At 74.4% G+C, this 17,452-nt stretch carries 12 protein-coding genes, 1 tRNA gene and 1 pseudogene; 7 read left to right on the top strand and 7 right to left on the bottom strand.

Going from position 1 to position 17,452, the window contains the following annotated elements:
• Window positions 1–193: 193 nt before the first annotated feature.
• The 4 genes from VFG42_RS22445 to VFG42_RS22430 all read right to left on the bottom strand — a co-directional run bounded on the left by VFG42_RS22445 (window position 194) and on the right by VFG42_RS22430 (window position 2,492).
• The gene (locus tag VFG42_RS22445) at window positions 194–637 is read right to left on the bottom strand and encodes a hypothetical protein (RefSeq protein ID WP_324911051.1); all 444 of its coding nucleotides are present in this window, start codon (window positions 635–637) and stop codon (window positions 194–196) included.
• A 210-nt stretch (window positions 638–847) separates the two neighbouring features.
• Window positions 848–1,993, bottom strand: a complete 1,146-nt coding sequence (locus tag VFG42_RS22440) for a tyrosine-type recombinase/integrase (RefSeq protein WP_324911050.1) — start codon at window positions 1,991–1,993, stop codon at window positions 848–850.
• Window positions 1,990–2,280 (bottom strand): helix-turn-helix domain-containing protein, encoded by a 291-nt coding sequence (locus VFG42_RS22435; protein WP_324911049.1) that lies wholly within the window; start codon window positions 2,278–2,280, stop codon window positions 1,990–1,992. Before VFG42_RS22435 ends, VFG42_RS22440 begins: the two co-directional genes overlap by 4 nt.
• Before the next feature lie 139 nt (window positions 2,281–2,419).
• A tRNA-Thr gene (locus VFG42_RS22430) sits at window positions 2,420–2,492 on the bottom strand.
• A 149-nt stretch (window positions 2,493–2,641) separates the two neighbouring features.
• Between VFG42_RS22430 and VFG42_RS22425 the strand changes: the two are divergent.
• A pseudogene (locus tag VFG42_RS22425) lies at window positions 2,642–3,697 on the top strand (HD domain-containing phosphohydrolase); the annotation flags it as partial.
• 29 nt (window positions 3,698–3,726) lie between these two features.
• Here the strand turns inward: VFG42_RS22425 and VFG42_RS22420 are convergent.
• Both VFG42_RS22420 and VFG42_RS22415 read right to left on the bottom strand, forming a co-directional pair.
• Complete coding sequence (locus VFG42_RS22420; RefSeq protein ID WP_324911048.1) at window positions 3,727–5,283, bottom strand: DHA2 family efflux MFS transporter permease subunit; 1,557 nt, start codon at window positions 5,281–5,283, stop codon at window positions 3,727–3,729.
• Window positions 5,280–5,747, bottom strand: a complete 468-nt coding sequence (locus VFG42_RS22415) for a MarR family winged helix-turn-helix transcriptional regulator (RefSeq protein ID WP_324911047.1) — start codon at window positions 5,745–5,747, stop codon at window positions 5,280–5,282. The genes VFG42_RS22420 and VFG42_RS22415 overlap by 4 nt, the downstream gene beginning before the upstream one ends.
• A 73-nt stretch (window positions 5,748–5,820) precedes the next feature.
• On the opposite strand from VFG42_RS22415, the gene VFG42_RS22410 reads away from it, so the two are divergent.
• Both VFG42_RS22410 and VFG42_RS22405 read left to right on the top strand, forming a co-directional pair.
• Window positions 5,821–6,699, top strand: a complete 879-nt coding sequence (locus VFG42_RS22410) for a PHP domain-containing protein (RefSeq protein ID WP_324911046.1) — start codon at window positions 5,821–5,823, stop codon at window positions 6,697–6,699.
• A gap of 59 nt (window positions 6,700–6,758) precedes the next feature.
• Window positions 6,759–7,577 (top strand): undecaprenyl-diphosphate phosphatase, encoded by an 819-nt coding sequence (locus tag VFG42_RS22405; RefSeq protein ID WP_324911045.1) that lies wholly within the window; start codon window positions 6,759–6,761, stop codon window positions 7,575–7,577.
• Between the two features lie 6 nt (window positions 7,578–7,583).
• On the opposite strand, the gene VFG42_RS22400 is transcribed toward VFG42_RS22405, so the two are convergent.
• The gene (locus VFG42_RS22400) at window positions 7,584–8,702 is read right to left on the bottom strand and encodes a hypothetical protein (protein ID WP_324911044.1); all 1,119 of its coding nucleotides are present in this window, start codon (window positions 8,700–8,702) and stop codon (window positions 7,584–7,586) included.
• A 31-nt stretch (window positions 8,703–8,733) separates the two neighbouring features.
• Here VFG42_RS22400 and tmk point away from each other — a divergent pair, with 31 nt between their 5' ends.
• From tmk to VFG42_RS22380, 4 genes are all read left to right on the top strand, one after another.
• On the top strand, window positions 8,734–9,315 hold the full coding sequence (gene tmk, locus VFG42_RS22395) for a dTMP kinase (protein WP_324911043.1): 582 nt from the start codon (window positions 8,734–8,736) through the stop codon (window positions 9,313–9,315).
• Between the two features lie 55 nt (window positions 9,316–9,370).
• Complete coding sequence (locus tag VFG42_RS22390; protein ID WP_324911042.1) at window positions 9,371–13,705, top strand: hypothetical protein; 4,335 nt, start codon at window positions 9,371–9,373, stop codon at window positions 13,703–13,705.
• Window positions 13,706–13,718: 13 nt separating this feature from the next.
• Complete coding sequence (locus VFG42_RS22385) at window positions 13,719–14,213, top strand: hypothetical protein (RefSeq protein ID WP_324911041.1); 495 nt, start codon at window positions 13,719–13,721, stop codon at window positions 14,211–14,213.
• 178 nt (window positions 14,214–14,391) lie between these two features.
• On the top strand, window positions 14,392–17,268 hold the full coding sequence (locus VFG42_RS22380) for a vitamin B12-dependent ribonucleotide reductase (protein ID WP_324911040.1): 2,877 nt from the start codon (window positions 14,392–14,394) through the stop codon (window positions 17,266–17,268).
• The last annotated feature ends 184 nt before the right edge of the window (window positions 17,269–17,452 follow it).

Below are 17,452 nucleotides of genomic sequence, written 5' to 3'. Positions count from 1 at the left end.
GTCACCGTACCGAGCGCCTCGGCGCTTGCAGACCGCAGGCGGCGCCCCGCCCTTCGGAGCCCGCGGTTCCCAAGCCACCAGGACCGGCGCACACACTTGCACTGGGTGCGGAGACGCTGGCCAACGGCCTCAGATTGACCTCCGACACCCGGTTGGCCGGCACCCTCGATTGGGCGCCGGCCAGTGCTCAGGGTCAGTCCCCGAGGCCGAACGTTTCAGCGTGCTCGTAGCCCATCAACGTCTCGCACCAGGCGTTGGCAGCTGCCAGTGCCTCGCGCAGGAGGCGCGGATCGCCGTCGACCTCATCGACGAAGTGATGGACGATGTCACGGAAGCGGTCGACGGCGGTGATCGTCGCGAGGACGATCTCGGTGCCGAGGAGCCATGTCGGTCCGGTCACGATCACTCGGTCGCCTTCGTGTCGATCGGGGTCCGCGAGCTGATCGAGGAGGCGTCGGGTCGCGCCCAACACCTCATCGGGCGTCCGGCGGTCGACGCGTTCGAGGTCGGTGGCGTCGCGGACGGCTGCCTCGGCGTCTCGCAGGCGCTCGCGAAGCTCGACTTCGAGGCCGGGGATCTCGCGCTCGCGGAAGCGAACGGTCAGGTAGGCGGGGCTGCCGCTTCCGGTGACCTTCATCGCGCAGCCTCGCGATCACGCAGATGGATAGCGTGCGAATTGCTCATGGAGTTGACGCTCCTTGGGCCATGCCCCCGGCCGTGTGAGCGGCGCGGGGGCGCTTTTCAATTGTGGAGAGGGACCTCTCCTGACCTCTTTAGGGCGGGGCGAAGGGAAACTCTCCCCCCTCCGGTCCGAACGTGTCCGCCGAGTAACGCGGCGACGCTCGGGTCAGGATGCCGACCGAGCCGCTCGGATGAGGTCGCTCGCCGGCACGCGTGGCTGGCGCCGGTGTTCGGCGAAGACGTGCGCGTAGGTCTTCAGCGTCTCGGTCGGGGAGTGGCCGAGTTGCTCGGCGAGCTCGACGATCGAGGTGTTGCCGTCGCGGATCATCAGCGAGGCGAAGGAGTGGCGGAGGTCGTAGGGGCGTGGGCGGCCGAGGTCGATTGCCTCGGTCGTTGCGTTGAAGCGACGGCGGCGCCAGTTCTTCCAGTCGTCGGGTGTCATCCATCCGCCGTCCGCCCGCCCGAAGAGAGGTGCGTCGCGTTGGGTGATGTCCTTCATGTCGCACCAGGTCATGATGTCGGCGCGAAGCTCGGGCAGGAGGTCGACGGTCCGGTAGACGCGGCCGGTCTTCTGCATCTTCAGCGACCCGTAGGAGACCGCCTGCTCGACCAGGATGGTGTCCTCGCGGATGTGCCGTCGCTCAAGTGCTATGCCTTCGCCTGGCCGGACGCCGGCGTAGGCGAGGACGCTCACCAGCGTGGCGGAGAAGTGGTCGCCGTCCGCGAGGAGCGCACGTCGTAGCCGCTCGACGGTCGCTGGGTCGAGGACCTCGATCGCGCGCGTCCGCCCCTGGCGCGGCTTGCGCACGACCGAGACCGGATTGCGCTCGGCTTCACCCCATTCGACACCGAGCGTGAACATGGCCTGCAACAACACCATCGCTCGACGCACGGTCTCGCGGCCGATCCCGTTGGCCAACATGTCGGCCCGCCACTGCGCGACCGACCGCGGCGTGATCTCGTCCAGCGCCATGTCGCCGAAGCGTGGCGCGAGGTGGCGGGCCCAGCAGCGGTCGTAGCTGACGATCGTCGCCCGGGCCAGCCGCGCGACGGCGTCGGCGCGGTAGGTCGGCCACAGCGCGGCCAAGGTGTTGTCCTTGACCGCGCCGCCGATCGTCCCGTGCTGGGCCAGCTCCAGCGCAAGACGCGCCCGCTCCAGGTCGGCCTCCTCGAACGTGTCGAAGCTCAGCCGCCGGCGGGCGCCGGCCTGATCCGTCCAGCGCACGGTCGGCGTCGTCGAGATCGAGCCGTCGGTGCGACGCCGACGGCGCAGCTCGACGCGCGGCTTGCGCGCATCAGAGGCGACGGTCATGGCGCCTCGCCATCATCGTCGGAGAACAGCCAGCGGTCCAGGTCCGCCGGGCGGATCCGGAACGCGCCACGGGCGGCGTTCGCGCCGCGGACGCGCCCGGCACGCAGCGCGCCGCGGTCGATCGCCCGGCGGATCGTTCGCTCATGGCACCGGACCCGCTCGGCGGCCTCGGCGATCGTGAGGTATCCCGGCGATGACGCCTCTGGCGAGGTCTCATCGTCGAAGGGCAGTTCGAGCTGTGTCATCCCTTCCCTAGTCGAATGAGAAGGCGAAACACCCTCGCCCAATCTCAGACGCGAGCAGCCGGGACAGACCTCGAAGGGACTCCCTGGGACCCCGTTCTGCCCCAACAACCGGGGGTCAGCGGGTTGCGCGGCACCCTCGGTCGGGTGCGAATTCAGCGCATTTGCAGCGACTCCCTGCCGAAGCCGACGATGGGACTCGAACCCATGACCCCTTCATTACGAGTGAAGTGCTCTACCAGCTGAGCTACGTCGGCACTGACGGAGGCAGATGCTAGCGATGAAGGACGGTTCGTGGGGCCTTTGCGACGGGAGATCGTGACAGTTGGCGTTCTGGGTCTGACTCGACGGTGTGGTGGCGCGGTTTGGACCGGGTGTCCGGACAGATCTCGGCGTGGTGTGCCGAATGCTTGGACGTATGCCGTTCAGGGATGGTTCGTCGCAGGCTCTCACCCGCTCCCGGCTGGCCGTCGCCGCCCGGCTGGCCACCAAGCTCGCGCCGCTGGACGACCCGCAGGCGATCGCGCGGACGGCGGTGGACGAGCTGCATCGGGCCTTCGGGTTCTTCCTCGCGGTCATCCAACGGCTCGACGACGAGCACCGCGTGCTCCGGGTCGTCGCCGCCGCCGGGCCGCTGGCCGCCTCGCCCGACTTCCTCGCCCACGAGCAACCCCTTCATGAAGGCGTCAACGGCCGTGTCGCGCGGACGGGCCGGCCGGCGGTCATCCCGGATACGGCCCAAGATCCGGACTACCTGCGCCGCGACCCGCGCTCGGACCCCGGCTCGGAGCTGTCGCTCCCGATCCACGTCGACGGCGCCATCTGGGGCGTCCTGAACCTCGAGCAGCTCGCCACCCACGCCTTCGGCGACGACGACCTCCTGCTGGCCGACGCGGTCGCCGCCCAGGTCGGCGCCGCGCTGCACCGCGCTCGGCTCACGAGCGAGCTGGAGTCCTCCTTCGCCTCCACGCTCGGGATCCTCGCCGACGTCCTGGAGACCAAGGACGCCTACACCGCCGACCACGCCGACGAGGTCGCCGCCCTGGCGTTGCGGACCGGTCGCGCGCTCCGCCTCGACGAGGCCGAGCTGCGCTCCCTGCGCTACTGCGCGCTCCTGCACGACATCGGCAAGATCGGCGTGCGCTCCGAGATCCTCACCAAGCCTGGCCGGCTCACGCCCGACGAGCTGGAGGAGATCGAGGAGCACTCCGCGATCGGCGACGCCCTCCTCAGGCGCATCCCGCTGCTGGCCGGCGTCGCGCCGCTCGTCCGTGCCGTCCACGAGCGCCACGACGGCGCCGGCTACCCCGACGGGCTCCAAGGCAAGGCCATTCCCTTGGCGTCCCGCATCGTCGCCGTCTGCGACGCCCTGCACGCGATGACCTCCGACCGCCCCTACCGGCGCGCGCGACCCCTCCGAGCGGCCCTCGCCGAGCTGCGCCGCTGCGCCGGGACCCAGTTCGACCCGGAGGTCGTCGCCGCGGTCGTCGCTCAGGCCGCCACGGGCGCCTCGGCCCCCGCCGCGGCATCGCCTTCGGCCGCGGCCGCGGCGGCCTCCGCGCGCCGCGCCCGGCGCTCCTCGCGCATCAGCAGCAGCGCCGGGACGAGCGCCAGCAGGATCCCCAGCAGCGACCACGTGTAGGCGTTGGCGAACGCGGCGCCCAGCGGGTCGGCGAAGCGCTCGCGCACCGCCGCGGGCAGCGTCCCGCCGACCGCGCCGTCGGCGCCCCCGCCGCCCGCGACCGACCCGACGTTCGACTCCAGCGAGTTCTCCAACACCACCGTCAACACGGCCACGCCCAGCGAGCCGCCGACGCGCTGCAGGACGTTCAGCATCGGCGTCGCGCGCGGCACCTGCGCGGCGCTGTCGAGCGTCGCGTAGGCGGCGGCCATCGCCGGCATCATCGTCGCGCCCAGGCCGAGGCCACGCACGACCAGCGACCCCATCAACACGCCGTAGGACGTGTCGCCGCCGATCACCGCGTAGGGCACCGTGCCCGCCGCCAGGATCAGCAGGCCGACCGGCACGATCCGGCCCGGGCCGATGCGGTCGGCCAGGCGCCCGGAGATGCTCATGCCGATCGCCGTGCCCACGCCCTGCGGGGCCATCAACAACCCGGCGTGCAGCGGCGACTGGCCGCGGACCACCTGGTAGTACAAGGGCAGCAGGATCATCGAGCCGAACAGCGCGCCGCCGATCAAAAACGTCGTCGCCGCCGCGGCGCTGAAGCCGCGCCCCGCGAACAGCCGCACCTCGACCAGCGGATGCTCGATCCGCAGCGCGCGCACCACGAACGCGGCGACGAGCACGACGCCGACCACGATCGGCAGCCAGGCGCTGATCGTCGCCAGCGTCCGGTGCGTCCCGACCTCGCTCAGGCCGAACACCACCGACGCGACGCCGACCGGCAGCAGCGCCAGCCCGATCTTGTCCAGCGGCGGCGTCTCGTGCCCCGCCTCCGACGCGCGCCCCGCGGCCCGGCCGCGCGGGAGCAACTTATAGGCCAGCACAAGGCCGACGGCGCCGACCGGCACGTTGACGAAGAAGATCCAGCGCCACGACAGGTTGTCCACCAACAACCCGCCGATCACCGGCCCGATCACCGGCCCCATCAGCATCGGCACGCCGATGACGCTCATCACGCGCCCCATCCGCTTCGGCCCCGCGGCCTGGGCGAGCGTGATCATCCCGATCGGCATGATCATGCCGCCGGCCAGCCCCTGCAGGACGCGGAAGCCGATCAGCGTCCCGGCCGACCAGGCGATCCCGCACAGCGCGCTCGTCGCCACGAACGACGCGACCGCGGTCATCCACACGCGGCGCGGGCCGAAGCGCTCGGCCATCCAGCCGGTCAGCGGGATCACCGCGGCCAAGGCCAACAGGTAGCCGGTGCTGACCCACTGGATCGTGGCCAGCGAGACGTCCAGGTCGTCCCGCAGCGTCTGCAGCGCGACGTTGACGATCGTCGCGTCCAGGATCGACATGATGGCGCCGATCACGACGACGATCGCGATCGGCCGGACGTCCTTGGGCAAGCCCTTGCTCACTGCGTCTCCTCGAGTTCCTCGTAGGCCGCCGCCAGCCGCGACAGCACCTTCGCGGCGGCGCGCCGCTCGCCCGGCGACAGCTGCGCGAACAGCGCCCGGCGCCGCGCCAGCTGGCGCGTGCGGTGGCGCTTCAGCGCGTCGCGCCCGGCGGCCGTCAGCGCGATCCGGACCGCGCGGCGGTCGTCGGCGGCGCGGTCGCGCGTGACCAGCTCGCGCTCCTGGAGGCCGTCGATCATCCGCGTCGCGGTCGGCGCGCTCACGCCGGCGGTCCGCGCCAGCTCGCGCAGCCCGAGGGCGCCGTCGAGCAGCGGGCACAGCAGGTCGTGCTGGGACGGCGTCAGGACCGCGTCGGGCTCGACGCGCACGCGGGCGCGCTTGGCGGCGCGGACGAAGTCGTCGAAGGCCTGCGCGAACGCGGCGAGCTGGGCGTCGTCGGCAGCGACGGCGTCGGTGGCGGCGGTCATCAGGTCGTTAGCAGGCTAACAAAACTCGTTAGCGCCCTAACGACCTCGGCGCGACTAGCGTTCGCGCGGAGCCGTGGCCGCCCCCACCTTCGACCTCCAGTCGCACTCGACGTTCTCCGACGGCACGCTGCCGCCGCGCGAGGTCGTCGCGCGCGCCGCGGCCGCCGGCGTCGAGCTGCTCGCGCTGACCGACCACGACACGGTCGACGGCGTCGCCGAGGCCCTCGGCGCCGCGCGCGACCACCCGGGCCTGCGGCTCGTCCCGGCCACCGAGCTGTCGTCGATCGACGGCGACCACGAGGACCTGCACGTCTGCGGCTACGGCGTCGACCACACCGACCCCGCGTTCCTGGACACGCTGGAGCGCTTTCGCGCCGACCGGGCCGCCCGCGCCGACCGCATGGCCGCCGCGCTGCGCGACGACTGCGGCTTCGCGCTCGACACGACGGTCCTGGACCGCAAGCGCGCCGCGGGCCTGCCGATCGGCCGCCCGCACCTCGCGCGGGCCGCGTTCGACCACCCCGACAACGCCGCGCGCATCGCCACCGAGGGCCTGGCGGACTTCGGCAAGCTGCTGGAGGCCTACCTGATCCCCGGCGCGCCGGCCTACCGCCGCCGCACCACGCCGACGGTCGCCGAGGCCATCGAGGCCATCCACGCCGCCGGCGGCCTGGCGGTCTGGGCGCACCCGTTCTGGGACGTCGAGGACCCCGACGAGGTCGTCGCCGCCGTCGAGCGGTTCTCCGGCGAAGGCCTCGACGGCGTCGAGGCCTTCTACGTCACCCACACCCGCGCGCAGACCGAGATCGCCTACCGCGCGGCGCGCGACCGGGGCCTGATCACGACCGGCTCCGCGGACTTCCACGGACCCGACCACCCGCTCTTCCACCGCTTCCGCGCCTTCGACCTGTACGGGTTGACGCCCGCGCTCGGCGACCTGGCGACAACCTGAACGGACGTCGAGCCGGACATCGCCGAGCAGGCCGCGTCGACTAGCCTGCCCCGCCGACCATGGACGCACTCCAGGCCATCATCCTGGGGATCGTGCAGGGGCTGACCGAGTTCCTGCCGATCTCCTCCACCGCGCACCTGCGCCTCGTCCCGGCCTTCGCCGGCTGGCACGACCCGGGCACCGCGTTCACCGCGGTGGTGCAGCTCGGCACGATGGCGGCGGTGCTCCTCTACTTCCGCCAGGACCTGTGGAACATCGCGCGCGCGTGGCTGCGCTCGCTGCGCGACCCGCGGGCCCGCGGGACGCTCGACGCGCGCCTGGGCTGGTACCTGATCGTCGGCACGATCCCGATCTCGATCCTCGGCCTCGCGCTCAAGGACAAGATCGAGACCGACGCCCGCCAGCTCGTGCTGATCGGCATCGCGATGATCGTGCTCGGCGTCATCCTGGAGATCGCCGAGCGCGTCGGCCGCAAGCGGCGCGAGGTCGCGTCGCTGACGATGCGCGACGGCATCCTGATCGGCTGCGCGCAGGCCTGCGCGCTGGTGCCGGGCGTGTCGCGGTCGGGCTCGACGATCTCGGCCGGCCTGTTCCTCGGCCTCACCCGCGAGGCGGCCGCGCGCTACTCGTTCCTGCTCAGCGTCCCGGCGGTCGTGCTGTCGGGCCTGTTCGAGCTGAAGGACGTCGGCAGCGGCGGCGGCGCGGGCGCGGTCCCGACGATCATCGCCACGATCTTCGCGTTCATCGTCGGCTACGCGTCGATCGCGTGGTTGTTGAAGTACCTGGCCCGGCACCCGGTGACGATCTTCGTCGTCTACCGGATCGTGCTCGGCGTCGTGGTGCTGACGCTGGTCGCGACCGGCGCGCTGAACGGCTGACGCCGGCTAGGACAGCACGCGCTGCGTCTTGGAGGCCAGCGCCTCCAGGGCCAGCTCCTCGGACGGGTTGAGGATCTGCATCGTGCGCGCCTCCTCGACCAGGGCGACCGCGTCGCGCAGCCGGTGCGACGAGGCGGCCGTCGTCTCGGCGTCCTTGGCGACCTGCTGGGCGCGGTCGGTGTGGTGGACCAGCTCGGGCGCGCCGTCCTTGACGACCGCGACGTCGCGCAGGTAGAGGCCGACCAGCTGCAGCGCGTGGTCGAGCGTCGCGGCGTGCGCGCGGCGGTGGGCGCGCTTGCCGAGCGTCTCCCCCTCGCGCTTGACGCGCCTGGCCTCGCGGTCGGGCAGCAGCTCGGCGTCGGCCGCGACCTGCTCGGCGACCGCGGTCGCGGCGATGTCCCCGCGGACGCGCGCGAGGTCGAGGATCGCCGTGTGCGGGCGGTCGGCGCCGACCGTGTGGTGCAGCGCCGCGCGGGCGAACTTCTCGGAGGCGTCGCGCAGCGCGGGCCCCTCGGCCAGCGCGAGCGCGATCGCGCGGGTCGCGTCGCCGAGCGCGAGGCGCGCGCAGGCGTCGGCGGTCAGCGGCGGGACGCCGTGCTTGCCCTGGAGGCGATCGCTCAGCTCCCGCGGCGTCGCGGCCTCGAAGCGCACGAGCTGGCAGCGGGAGAGGATCGTCGGGAGCATGTTCCCGAGCTTGTTGGTCAACAGCACGAGGTGCGCGAACGGCGGCGGCTCCTCAAGCGTCTTGAGCATCTTGTTGGCCGCCTGGTCGTTCATCGTGTCGGCGCCCTCGATGACGAAGACGCGGCGACGGGCCTCGAACGGGGTGCGCGACGCGGCGCCGATCACCGGCTCCTCGATGTCGCCGACGAGCATCTCGGCGGCGCCGCTCGGGGTGACCCAGGTGAGGTCGGGATGGACGCCCTCGATCGCCCGCCGGCGCGCGTTCTCCGGGTCGCTCGCGCCCTCGGCCAGCAGCTCGGCCGCGAACGCGCGCGCGGCCTCGCGCTTGCCCGCGCCGGCCGGCCCGTGGAAGAGGTAGGCGTGCGACGGGTGGCCCTGCGGCGGGATCGCCGCGTCGAGGACCGAGCGGGCGTGCGGATGGCGTTGGACGACGGCGAGCATGGCGGCGTCGTCAGGGTACTGTCACGCGCTCATGACGCTGATCGCGGTCGAGGGGATCGACGGCGCGGGCAAGACCACGCTCGCGGCCGGGCTGGCGGCGGCGCGACCCGAGGTGGTGGTGTTGCGCGAGCCGGGCGGCGCGGCGCTGTCGGAGCGGGTCCGCGCGCTGGTCGCCGATCCGGCGCTGGACGTCGACCCGCGCGCCGAGGCGCTGCTGTTCGCGGCCGCGCGGGCGCAGCTGGTGGCCGAGAAGCTGGCGCCGCTGCTGGCGGCGGGCAAGACGGTGGTGTTGGATCGCTACGTCGACTCGTCGCTGGCCTACCAGGGCGCGGGGCGCGAGCTGGGCGTCGGGGAGATCGCCGCGCTGAACGCGTTCGCGACCGGCGGCCTGACCGCGGACCTGACGTTCTACCTGCGCGTGCCGCCGTCGGTCGGCGCGGCGCGCCTGAGCGGCGGGCGCGACCGGCTGGAGCGCGCGGGCGCGGCGTTCTTCGCCCGCGTGGTCGCCGCCTACGACGCGCTCGCGGAGGCCGCAACGGACCGATATGTGGTGCTGGACGCCACCCAACCGCCCGACGCGGTGTTGGCGCAGGCGCTGAAGCACCTGCAATAGCCGGTCTTCCGGCTACGATCGGCAGGCGACGCCGGATGGGCTTCGCGCCCCGTTCATGTCTCCGCGCTTCGAGGTCGAGTCCTTCGAGCAGATCCCAGCAGGCCCCGGCACGGTGCTGCTGCGGATCGCTGGTCGCTGGTTCGGGGAGACGCGCGAGCGGCTGGCGGCCCCGTTGCTGCTGCTCGACGACGGGCGCCGGACGCACCGGCTGACGCCGCTTCCGGGGCCCGACGAGATCGCGCCGCTGTCCGCGCCCGACGGCCCGGGATGGCGCGCGGCGTTCAGCGCGCCGGCCGAGGTCGTCAACGGCGCGCGGGTCGTGTTCGCGCTGCAGGCGGGCCCGCACATCGCCGACCTGTCGCGGCCCACCGGGCGCGGCGGGCGGGTCGTGCCGATCGCCGCGCCGACACCGGCCCCGGCCATGGCGCGGCCGTCCTCCGAGCGCGAGCGCCGCCGCGGACGCGGCCGCCGTCCCGAGCCGCGCTCGGAGCTGGACGTCGGCGCGTTGACGTCGGCCTCCGACGTCGCGGCGCTGCACGCGCACCTGGCCGAGGAGCGCGCGGCGCGGGAGACCGCGGAGCGGCGCGCGGGCGAGGCGCACGCCCTGGCCCAGCAGGCGGCGGCCGAGGCCCAGCGGGCGACCGAGGTCGCGCTGCGCGCCGAGGCGGCGCGAACCGGAGCGGTCGAGGCGCTGACCGAGGAGCGCGTCCGGGCGTCCGAGCGCGCGGCGGCCGAGGAGGAGCGCGCGCGCGAGGACCGCGACCGCGCCGCGCGGGCGGCCGACCAGGCGCGCCAGGCGGTCGAGGTCGCCCACGAGGCGCGGCGGGCGCTCCAGGAGCGCGAGGACGAGGTCGCCGAGCTGCGCGCCGAGGCCGAGCGGGCGTCGCGCGCGGCGCGGGCGGCCGAGGCGCGGCTGGCGGCGGTCGACGAGGCGCGGCGGGTCGCGGAGGAGCGGGCGACCGAGTTGTCGTCCTTGCGCACGCGCGCGGAGTCGCTCGACGAGGAGCGGGCGAGCGCCGCCCTGGCCGCGGGCGCGGCGCAGCGGCGCGCCGAGCAGGCCGAGCAGCGGATCCGGGCGCTCGAGCAGAAGCTCGGCGAGGCCGAGGCGCTGGCGCGGCGCGCCGAGGCGGCCGCGCGCCGGGCCGACGAGCTGACGACGCGGGTGCGCGAGGAGCGCGCGGCACGCCGCGAGGCGGAGGCCGAGGCGCAGCGGGCCGCGCGGGAGACCGCGGACGAGGCGGCCGCGCGGGCGGCGATGCTGTCCTCCGAGCTGCGCGAGACGCGGCGCCGGCTGGAGGCCGACGGGGCCGCGCGGCGCGAGGCGGAGGAGCGCGCGCGGGCGGCGGCGCAGGAGCTGGAGGAGGTCCGGGCACGCGCCGCGGCGGCCGACGAGCGCGCGGCGCTGGCCGAGCAGGCGACGGCCGGGCTCGCACGGCTGGAGGCGCAGCTCGCCGAGGCGCGGGCGCGGGCCGACGAGGTCGACGCGCTGCGCGAGCAGGTTGATGGCCTTGTCGCGCAGCGCGACACGCGCGACGCGGCGGCGGCCGAGCTGCGGGCACGGCTGGAGGAGACGGCCGGCGCCCGCGACGCCGCGCGGGCCGCGCTGGACGAGGCGCGCGCCGACGCCGAGGGCGCCGAGCAGGCGCTGCGCGCCGACGCCGACGACCTGCGCCGCTGGCTGGCCGACGCCGAGCAGCGCGCCGGACGCGCGGCGGCCGAGGCGGCGGCGCTGCGCGAGCGCCTCCAGGAGGCCGAGCGCGCGGCGGGCGAGGAGGCCGAGGCGCAGCGGGCGCGCGTCGCGGCGGCCGAGCGCGCGGCGGCCGCCGAGGTCGAGGTCCTGCGCGAGCGGCTGACGGTCGTCGAGGCGCAGGGCGAGAGCGAGGCCGCGACGCTGCGCGAGCGGCTGGTCGAGCGCGAGCGCGAGGCGACCGCGCGGGTCGCCGAGGTCGAGGCGGCGCTGACGCGGGCGCGCGAGACGGCGGCCGAGGGCGTCGCGGCGACGGAGCGGGAGCTGGAGGAGGTCCGGTCGCGCGGCGAGGCCGAGGTCGCGGCGCTGCGCGCGCGGCTCGACGAGACGCGCGCGGCGGGCGCGGCCGAGGCCGACGCGCTGCGCGAGCGCCTGCGCGAGGCCGACGCCGCGGCGGCCGCCGAGGCCGAGGCGCTGCGGCAGCGGTTGGAGGACGCGGAGGCGACGGCGACCGAGGTCGTCGACGACCTGCAGGCCGAGCTGGCGCAGGCGCGCGAGGACGCCGACGCGGCGCGCGCGGAGCTGGAGACGGCGCGCGCCGAGGTCGACGCGCGGGTGGTCGCGGCGCGGGAGGAGGGCGACGCGCGGGCGGCGGCCGCCGAGCGCGCGGGCCGCGAGGCGCTGGAGGCCGCCGAGACCGCGGCGCGCGTGGCCGAGGCCGACCTGCGCGCCGGCGCGCGCGAGCGGATCGAGGAGCTGGAGTCGCGGCTGACCGCGGCGCGCGAGGCGAGCGAGCGGGCGGTCGCGGCCGCCGAGGCGACCGCCGCCGAGGAGGTCGCGGGGCTGCGTGACGACGTGGCGTCCGCGCGCGAGCGGGCCGACGCGGCCGAGGCGAGCGTCGCCGGGCGGATCGAGGCGCTGGAGGCCGAGGCGGCGGAGCGGATCGCGGAGGCGGAGGCGGAGGGCGAGCGGCGGGCGCAAGAGGCCGATCGGGTCGCGTCCGAGCGCGTGCGCGAGGCCGAGGAGCGCGCCGCGGAGCGCGCGGAGGAGGCCGAGCGCTCGGTCGACACGCGGATCGCCGAGGCGCGCGCGGAGGCCGCGGAGGCCGTCGCCGAGGCCGAGCGGCTGAGCGCCGCGGCACGCCGCCGCGCCGACGAGCAGGTCACCGCGGCCCGCGGCGCGCTGGAGCGGGCGCGGGCCGAGGCGGTCGCGGAGGTCCGCGACGAGCTGGAGGCCGAGCGCGCGCTGGCGGCCGCGCGGGTCGAGGAGGTCCGCGGAGAGCTGGAGGCGACGCGCGCCGAGGCCGCCGCCCGGATCGAGGAGGCCGAGGCCGCCGCGCGGGCCGCGCGGGACGAGGCGCGCGAGGAGGCCGAGGCGGCGCTGTCCGCCGCGCGGGACGAGGCCGACGCGCGGCTGGCCGCGGCCGCGTCGGCGCACCTCGAGGCGCGCGACGAGTTGGCCGGTCGCCTGGCCGACGCCGAGCAGCGCCTGAGCGCGACGCAGGACGCGTTCGCCGTCGAGCGCGAGCGCCATGCCGACGAGCTGGAGCAGGCCCGCGCCGAGGCCCGCCGCGACGCCGAGGAGCGCCTGGCGGCCACGCAGGACGCGCTGGGGCAGGAGCGTCAGGAGCACGAGGCGGAGGTCACGGCCCTCCAGGACCGGCTGGCCGCGGCCGGCGAGGCGGCCGAGCACGACGCCGCGCGGCGCCTCAGCGCCCTGCGGGCCGACCACGCCCGCGAGGTCGCCGCGCTCACCGAGCGCCTCGAGGCCGCCGCGGCGGAGCTCGCGAGCGAGCGGGCGACGCACAGTGATCATCGCTCAACGCTCGAAGACGATGCGGAATCCCGCGTCGTCGCGATCCAGACCGCCGCCGAGGACCGCGCCCGCGCCGTCGAAGGCCGGCTCGCCGCCGCGCACGCCCGCCTCCTCGAACGGGCCGCCGAGGACGACCACGCGTCCGCCCTCGAAGCCGACCTCGCCGCGACCCGCGCCGACGCGGAGCGCCTGGCCGCCGAGCTGGAGGCCGCGCGGGCCGAGGCCGAGGAGCGGACGGCGGCGCACGCGGCGGCACGGCAGGCCGACGCCGAGCGCGCCGCCCTGGGGGCGCGCATCGCCGAGCTCGAGGCCACCGCCACCGAGGCGGGCGACCGCGAGCAGGACCTTCACCACCAGCTCACGGTCGTTCAGGACGCCCTCGCCGAGAGCCGCGAGCGCGAGGCCGACCTCGCCGCGCGCCTCGACGACGCCGCGGCCGGCTCCGAGGACGACGTCGCGCGCCTCGCCGCCCAGCACGACGCGCTCCAGGCCGCGATCGCCGCCGCTGACGCGCGCGAGGCCGACCTGCAGGAGCACCTGCGCGCCGCCCATCAGGCCGCCGACGAGGCCGCCGCGCGCGAGGCCGCGCTGCAAGATCGCCTGCAGGCGGCCGAGACCCACGCCTCCGAGCGCGAGGCCGCGCTGCAGGCCGAGATCGACCAGCTCCAGGCCGCCGCCCGCTCCGCGCGCTCGGCGCCGCCGCCGAGCCCGTCGGACCCCGACCCGTCCGCCGAGCTCGTCGCCTTCGAGCACGGCGACGACGAGGACCGCACGCTGCTGGCCCCCGAGGTCCGGCGCGAGCGGATCATCGTCCTGGCCCTGCTGTTCATCGCGGTCGTCTGCGGCGTGGCGATCGTCACCGGCGGCCTCACTGACGTCCTCCACTAGCCTTTCCCTCCGGATGCGCCGCCGCCGGACGACCCAGGCCCTCGCCTCTGCCGCCCTCGTCGCGGCCCTCGCGCTGCCCTCGGCCGCCTTCGCGCAGGACGCCTCGACCACCGCCCCGGAGACCGCCACGTCGTCGCAGCCCAGCGACTCGGCCACGGTCCCGGACGCGTCGCAGGCCGTCCCGGGCACGACCGCCGGCGAGCCCGCCGGAGAGCCCGCGCCGTCCACCGCCGCTCCCGCCACGACCGCCGCGCCGGCCACGACGGCCGCCCCCGCGAGCGCCAACGGAAGTCCGCCCGCGGACAGCGCCGGCGACAAGACCGCGATCCTCCTGATCGCGATCATCGGCGCCGTCCTGCTGGCCGCCGCGCTCGCCTGGGGCGCCGCCCGCTGGTGGGCCTACGAGGCTCCCTGGTGGACCCGCTGGCGCCATGCCACGGCTGAGGCCGGCTGGCGCACGTCGGCCGCCTGGGCCGAGTTCCGGGACTGGCTGCGGCTCGGCCGCTAGCCGACCGAACGTGGCCGATGGCCGCTCCCCGGGCCTACACTGAATTAAGCCCGAAATAGCGGGCACGCCCCCTCGCGAGGGCGCTTTTCCATCCGCCCGATACGCCACCCTGCTCGACCCACCTTCACAGGTATCTCGAGCAGCGGCGGGCCGGCCGCGAGGAAGGAACACGAGGTCCATGGACACAGCACCGCAGACCACCCTGGCACCGGAGATCACCCCGGGTCGAGCGCTCACGATCGAGCGCTATTTCACGACGTCCGGCGTGGCTCCGTTCGACACCGTCGAGTGGGAGCTCCGCACCGCCGCGGTCGGCTCCTTCCGACAGGACGACGTGGAGTTCCCGAAGTCCTGGTCGCAGAACAGCACCAACATCGTCGCGCAGAAGTACTTCCGCGGCCAGCTCGACTCGCCCGCGCGCGAGCGCTCCGTCAAGCAGATGATCGGCCGCGTGGCCGGGACCATCGCCGACTGGGGCCGCCAGCGCGGCTACTTCGCGACCGCCGAGGACGGCGACGCGTTCCAGGACGAGTTGACCTACATCTTGCTGCACCAGATGGCGGCGTTCAACTCGCCGGTCTGGTTCAACGTCGGCTTCGAGGAGCAGCCGCAGTGCTCGGCCTGCTTCATCCTCTCGGTCGAGGATCAGATGGAGTCGATCCTGGACTGGAACACGCGCGAGGGCAAGATCTTCCGCGGCGGTTCCGGCTCGGGCATCAACCTGTCCAACATCCGTGGGTCGATGGAGCCGCTGACCAAGGGCGGCACGGCTTCCGGCCCGGTCTCCTTCATGCGCGGCGCCGACTCCTGGGCCGGGACGATCAAGTCCGGCGGCAAGACGCGCCGCGCGGCCAAGATGGTGGTGCTGGACGTCGACCACCCGGACATCGTCGAGTTCATCGAGTGCAAGGCCAAGGAGGAGGACAAGGCCGAGGCCCTGCGCGACGCGGGCTTCGACATGTCCATCGACGGCGACGGCTTCAAGTCCATCCAGTACCAGAACGCCAACAACTCGGTCCGCGTCACGGACGAGTTCATGCAGGCGGTCGAGACCGACGCCGAGTGGCGCACGATCGCGCGCACGACCGGCAAGCCGATCGGCGAGCCGCTCCGCGCGCGTGAGGTCATGCGCAAGATCGCGGAGGCCGCGTGGCGCTGCGCCGACCCGGGCGTCCAGTACGACACGATCATCAACGAGTGGCACACGTGCCCGGTCTCGGGGCGCATCAACGCGTCGAACCCGTGCTCGGAGTACATGCACGTCGACGACTCCGCGTGCAACCTGGCGTCGCTGAACCTGATGAAGTTCCGTCGCCCCGACGGCACCTTCGAGGTCGAGAAGTTCTCGCGCGCGGTGGACGTCGTGTTCCTCGCGCAGGAGATCGTCGTCGGGCCGTCGAGCTACCCGACCGAGGAGATCGGCGTCAACGCCCGCGCGTTCCGCCAGCTGGGCATGGGCTACGCCAACCTCGGCGCGTACCTGATGGCCAACGGCATGCCGTACGACTCGGAGGCGGGCCGCGCGACGGCCGCCGCGATCACGGCGCTGATGACCGGCCGCGCGTACCTGGAGTCGGCGAAGGTCTCGGCGGCGATCGGCCCGTACGAGCGCTACGCGGAGAACCGCGAGGACCACAACAAGGTCATGCGGATGCACCGTGACGCCACGGCGCACATCCCGGTCGGCGTCGGCCGCGACGACGCGCTGCTGGCCGCCGCCCGCGAGGTGTGGGACGAGGCGGTCGAGGTCGGCGAGGCCCACGGCTACCGCAACGCGCAGGCGACGGTGCTCGCGCCGACCGGCACGATCTCGTTCCTGATGGACTGCGACACGACCGGCGTCGAGCCGGACTTCTCGCTGGTCAAGTACAAGGAGCTGGTCGGCGGCGGCTCGATGACGATCGTCAACCGCACGGTGCCGCTGGCCCTGCAGACGCTCGGCTACGCGCAGCCGGAGATCGACCAGATCGTCGCGCACATCGACCAGTACGGCACGATCGTCGAGGCGCCGGGCATCAAGGACGAGCACCTCGAGGTCTTCGACGTGGCCGTCGGCTCGCGCGCGATCTCGCACATGGGCCACATCAAGATGATGGGCGCGATCCAGCCGTTCATCTCGGGCGCCATCTCCAAGACGGTGAACATGCCGAACACGGCGACGGTCGAGGACATCGCCGAGGCCTACACCGAGGCGTGGCGCCTTGGCGTCAAGGCGCTGGCGATCTACCGTGACGGGTCGAAGACCGCGCAGGCCCTGCGCACCGACGCCCAGAAGGAGGAGGCCGCCGTGCCTTCGCTCGACTCGGAGGAGTTCGCCGCCGCCGTCAAGGACGAGGTCGCCAAGCAGCTGGCGGCGATCGGCCCGCGCCGGAACAAGATGCCGAAGGAGCGGCAGTCGATCACGCACAAGTTCAACATCGGCGGCCACGAGGGCTACATCACGGCCGGCATGTACGAGGACGGCTCGGTCGGCGAGATCTTCATCACCGACGTCGGCAAGGAGGGCTCGACCCTCCGCGGCATGATGAACTCGTTCGCGACGGCGATCTCGATCGCGCTGCAGTACGGCGTGCCGCTCGAGACGCTCGTCTCGAAGTTCGCCTACATGCGCTTCGAGCCGGAGGGGATCACCCAGAACCCGGAGATCCCGTTCGCGAAGTCGATGCCCGACTACATCATGCGCTGGCTGGCCTCGCGCTTCCTGGACGCCGAGATCCAGGAGGAGCTGGGGATCATGACCCAGGAGGTCCGGGCCAAGAAGATGGCCGAGGACGCGGGCTTCTCCAACGACACGGCCGGCCCGGTGGCCAACGGCAACGGGAACGGCAACGGCTCCGCGCCCACGGCCTCGGCTCCGGCCACGCCGGCTCCGGCGCCCGCCGCGTCGACGCCGCAGCCGCCGACCTCCGCGCTCACCGACACGCCGCCGGTCCGCCCGGCGCGCCTCGTCGGCCTCGAGCTGGGCCCGGCCTGCCAGAACTGCGGGGGCATGATGCAGCGCACCGGCTCCTGCTACACCTGCTCCTCCTGCGGCAACAACACCGGTTGCGGCTGAGCACCAGCTGATCCGCCAGGGTCATCCAGCTCGCTGCCGGCCCGCAGCGAAGCTCGTCGAAGGGGCGCCCATCGGGCGCCCCTTCGCCGTTCTCTCCCCGGATGGCCGTCCGATGTGGCAAGCTGACCGCTGCGCGTCGCTACGTGGCGCGGCGTGGCGCGGCGCTGCGTGCGGTGGCGCGGCG

The organism is Baekduia sp. (genome assembly GCF_035685985.1).
Lineage (GTDB): Bacteria > Actinomycetota > Thermoleophilia > Solirubrobacterales > Solirubrobacteraceae > Baekduia.
This window is presented reverse-complemented; position numbering and strand designations above follow the sequence as displayed.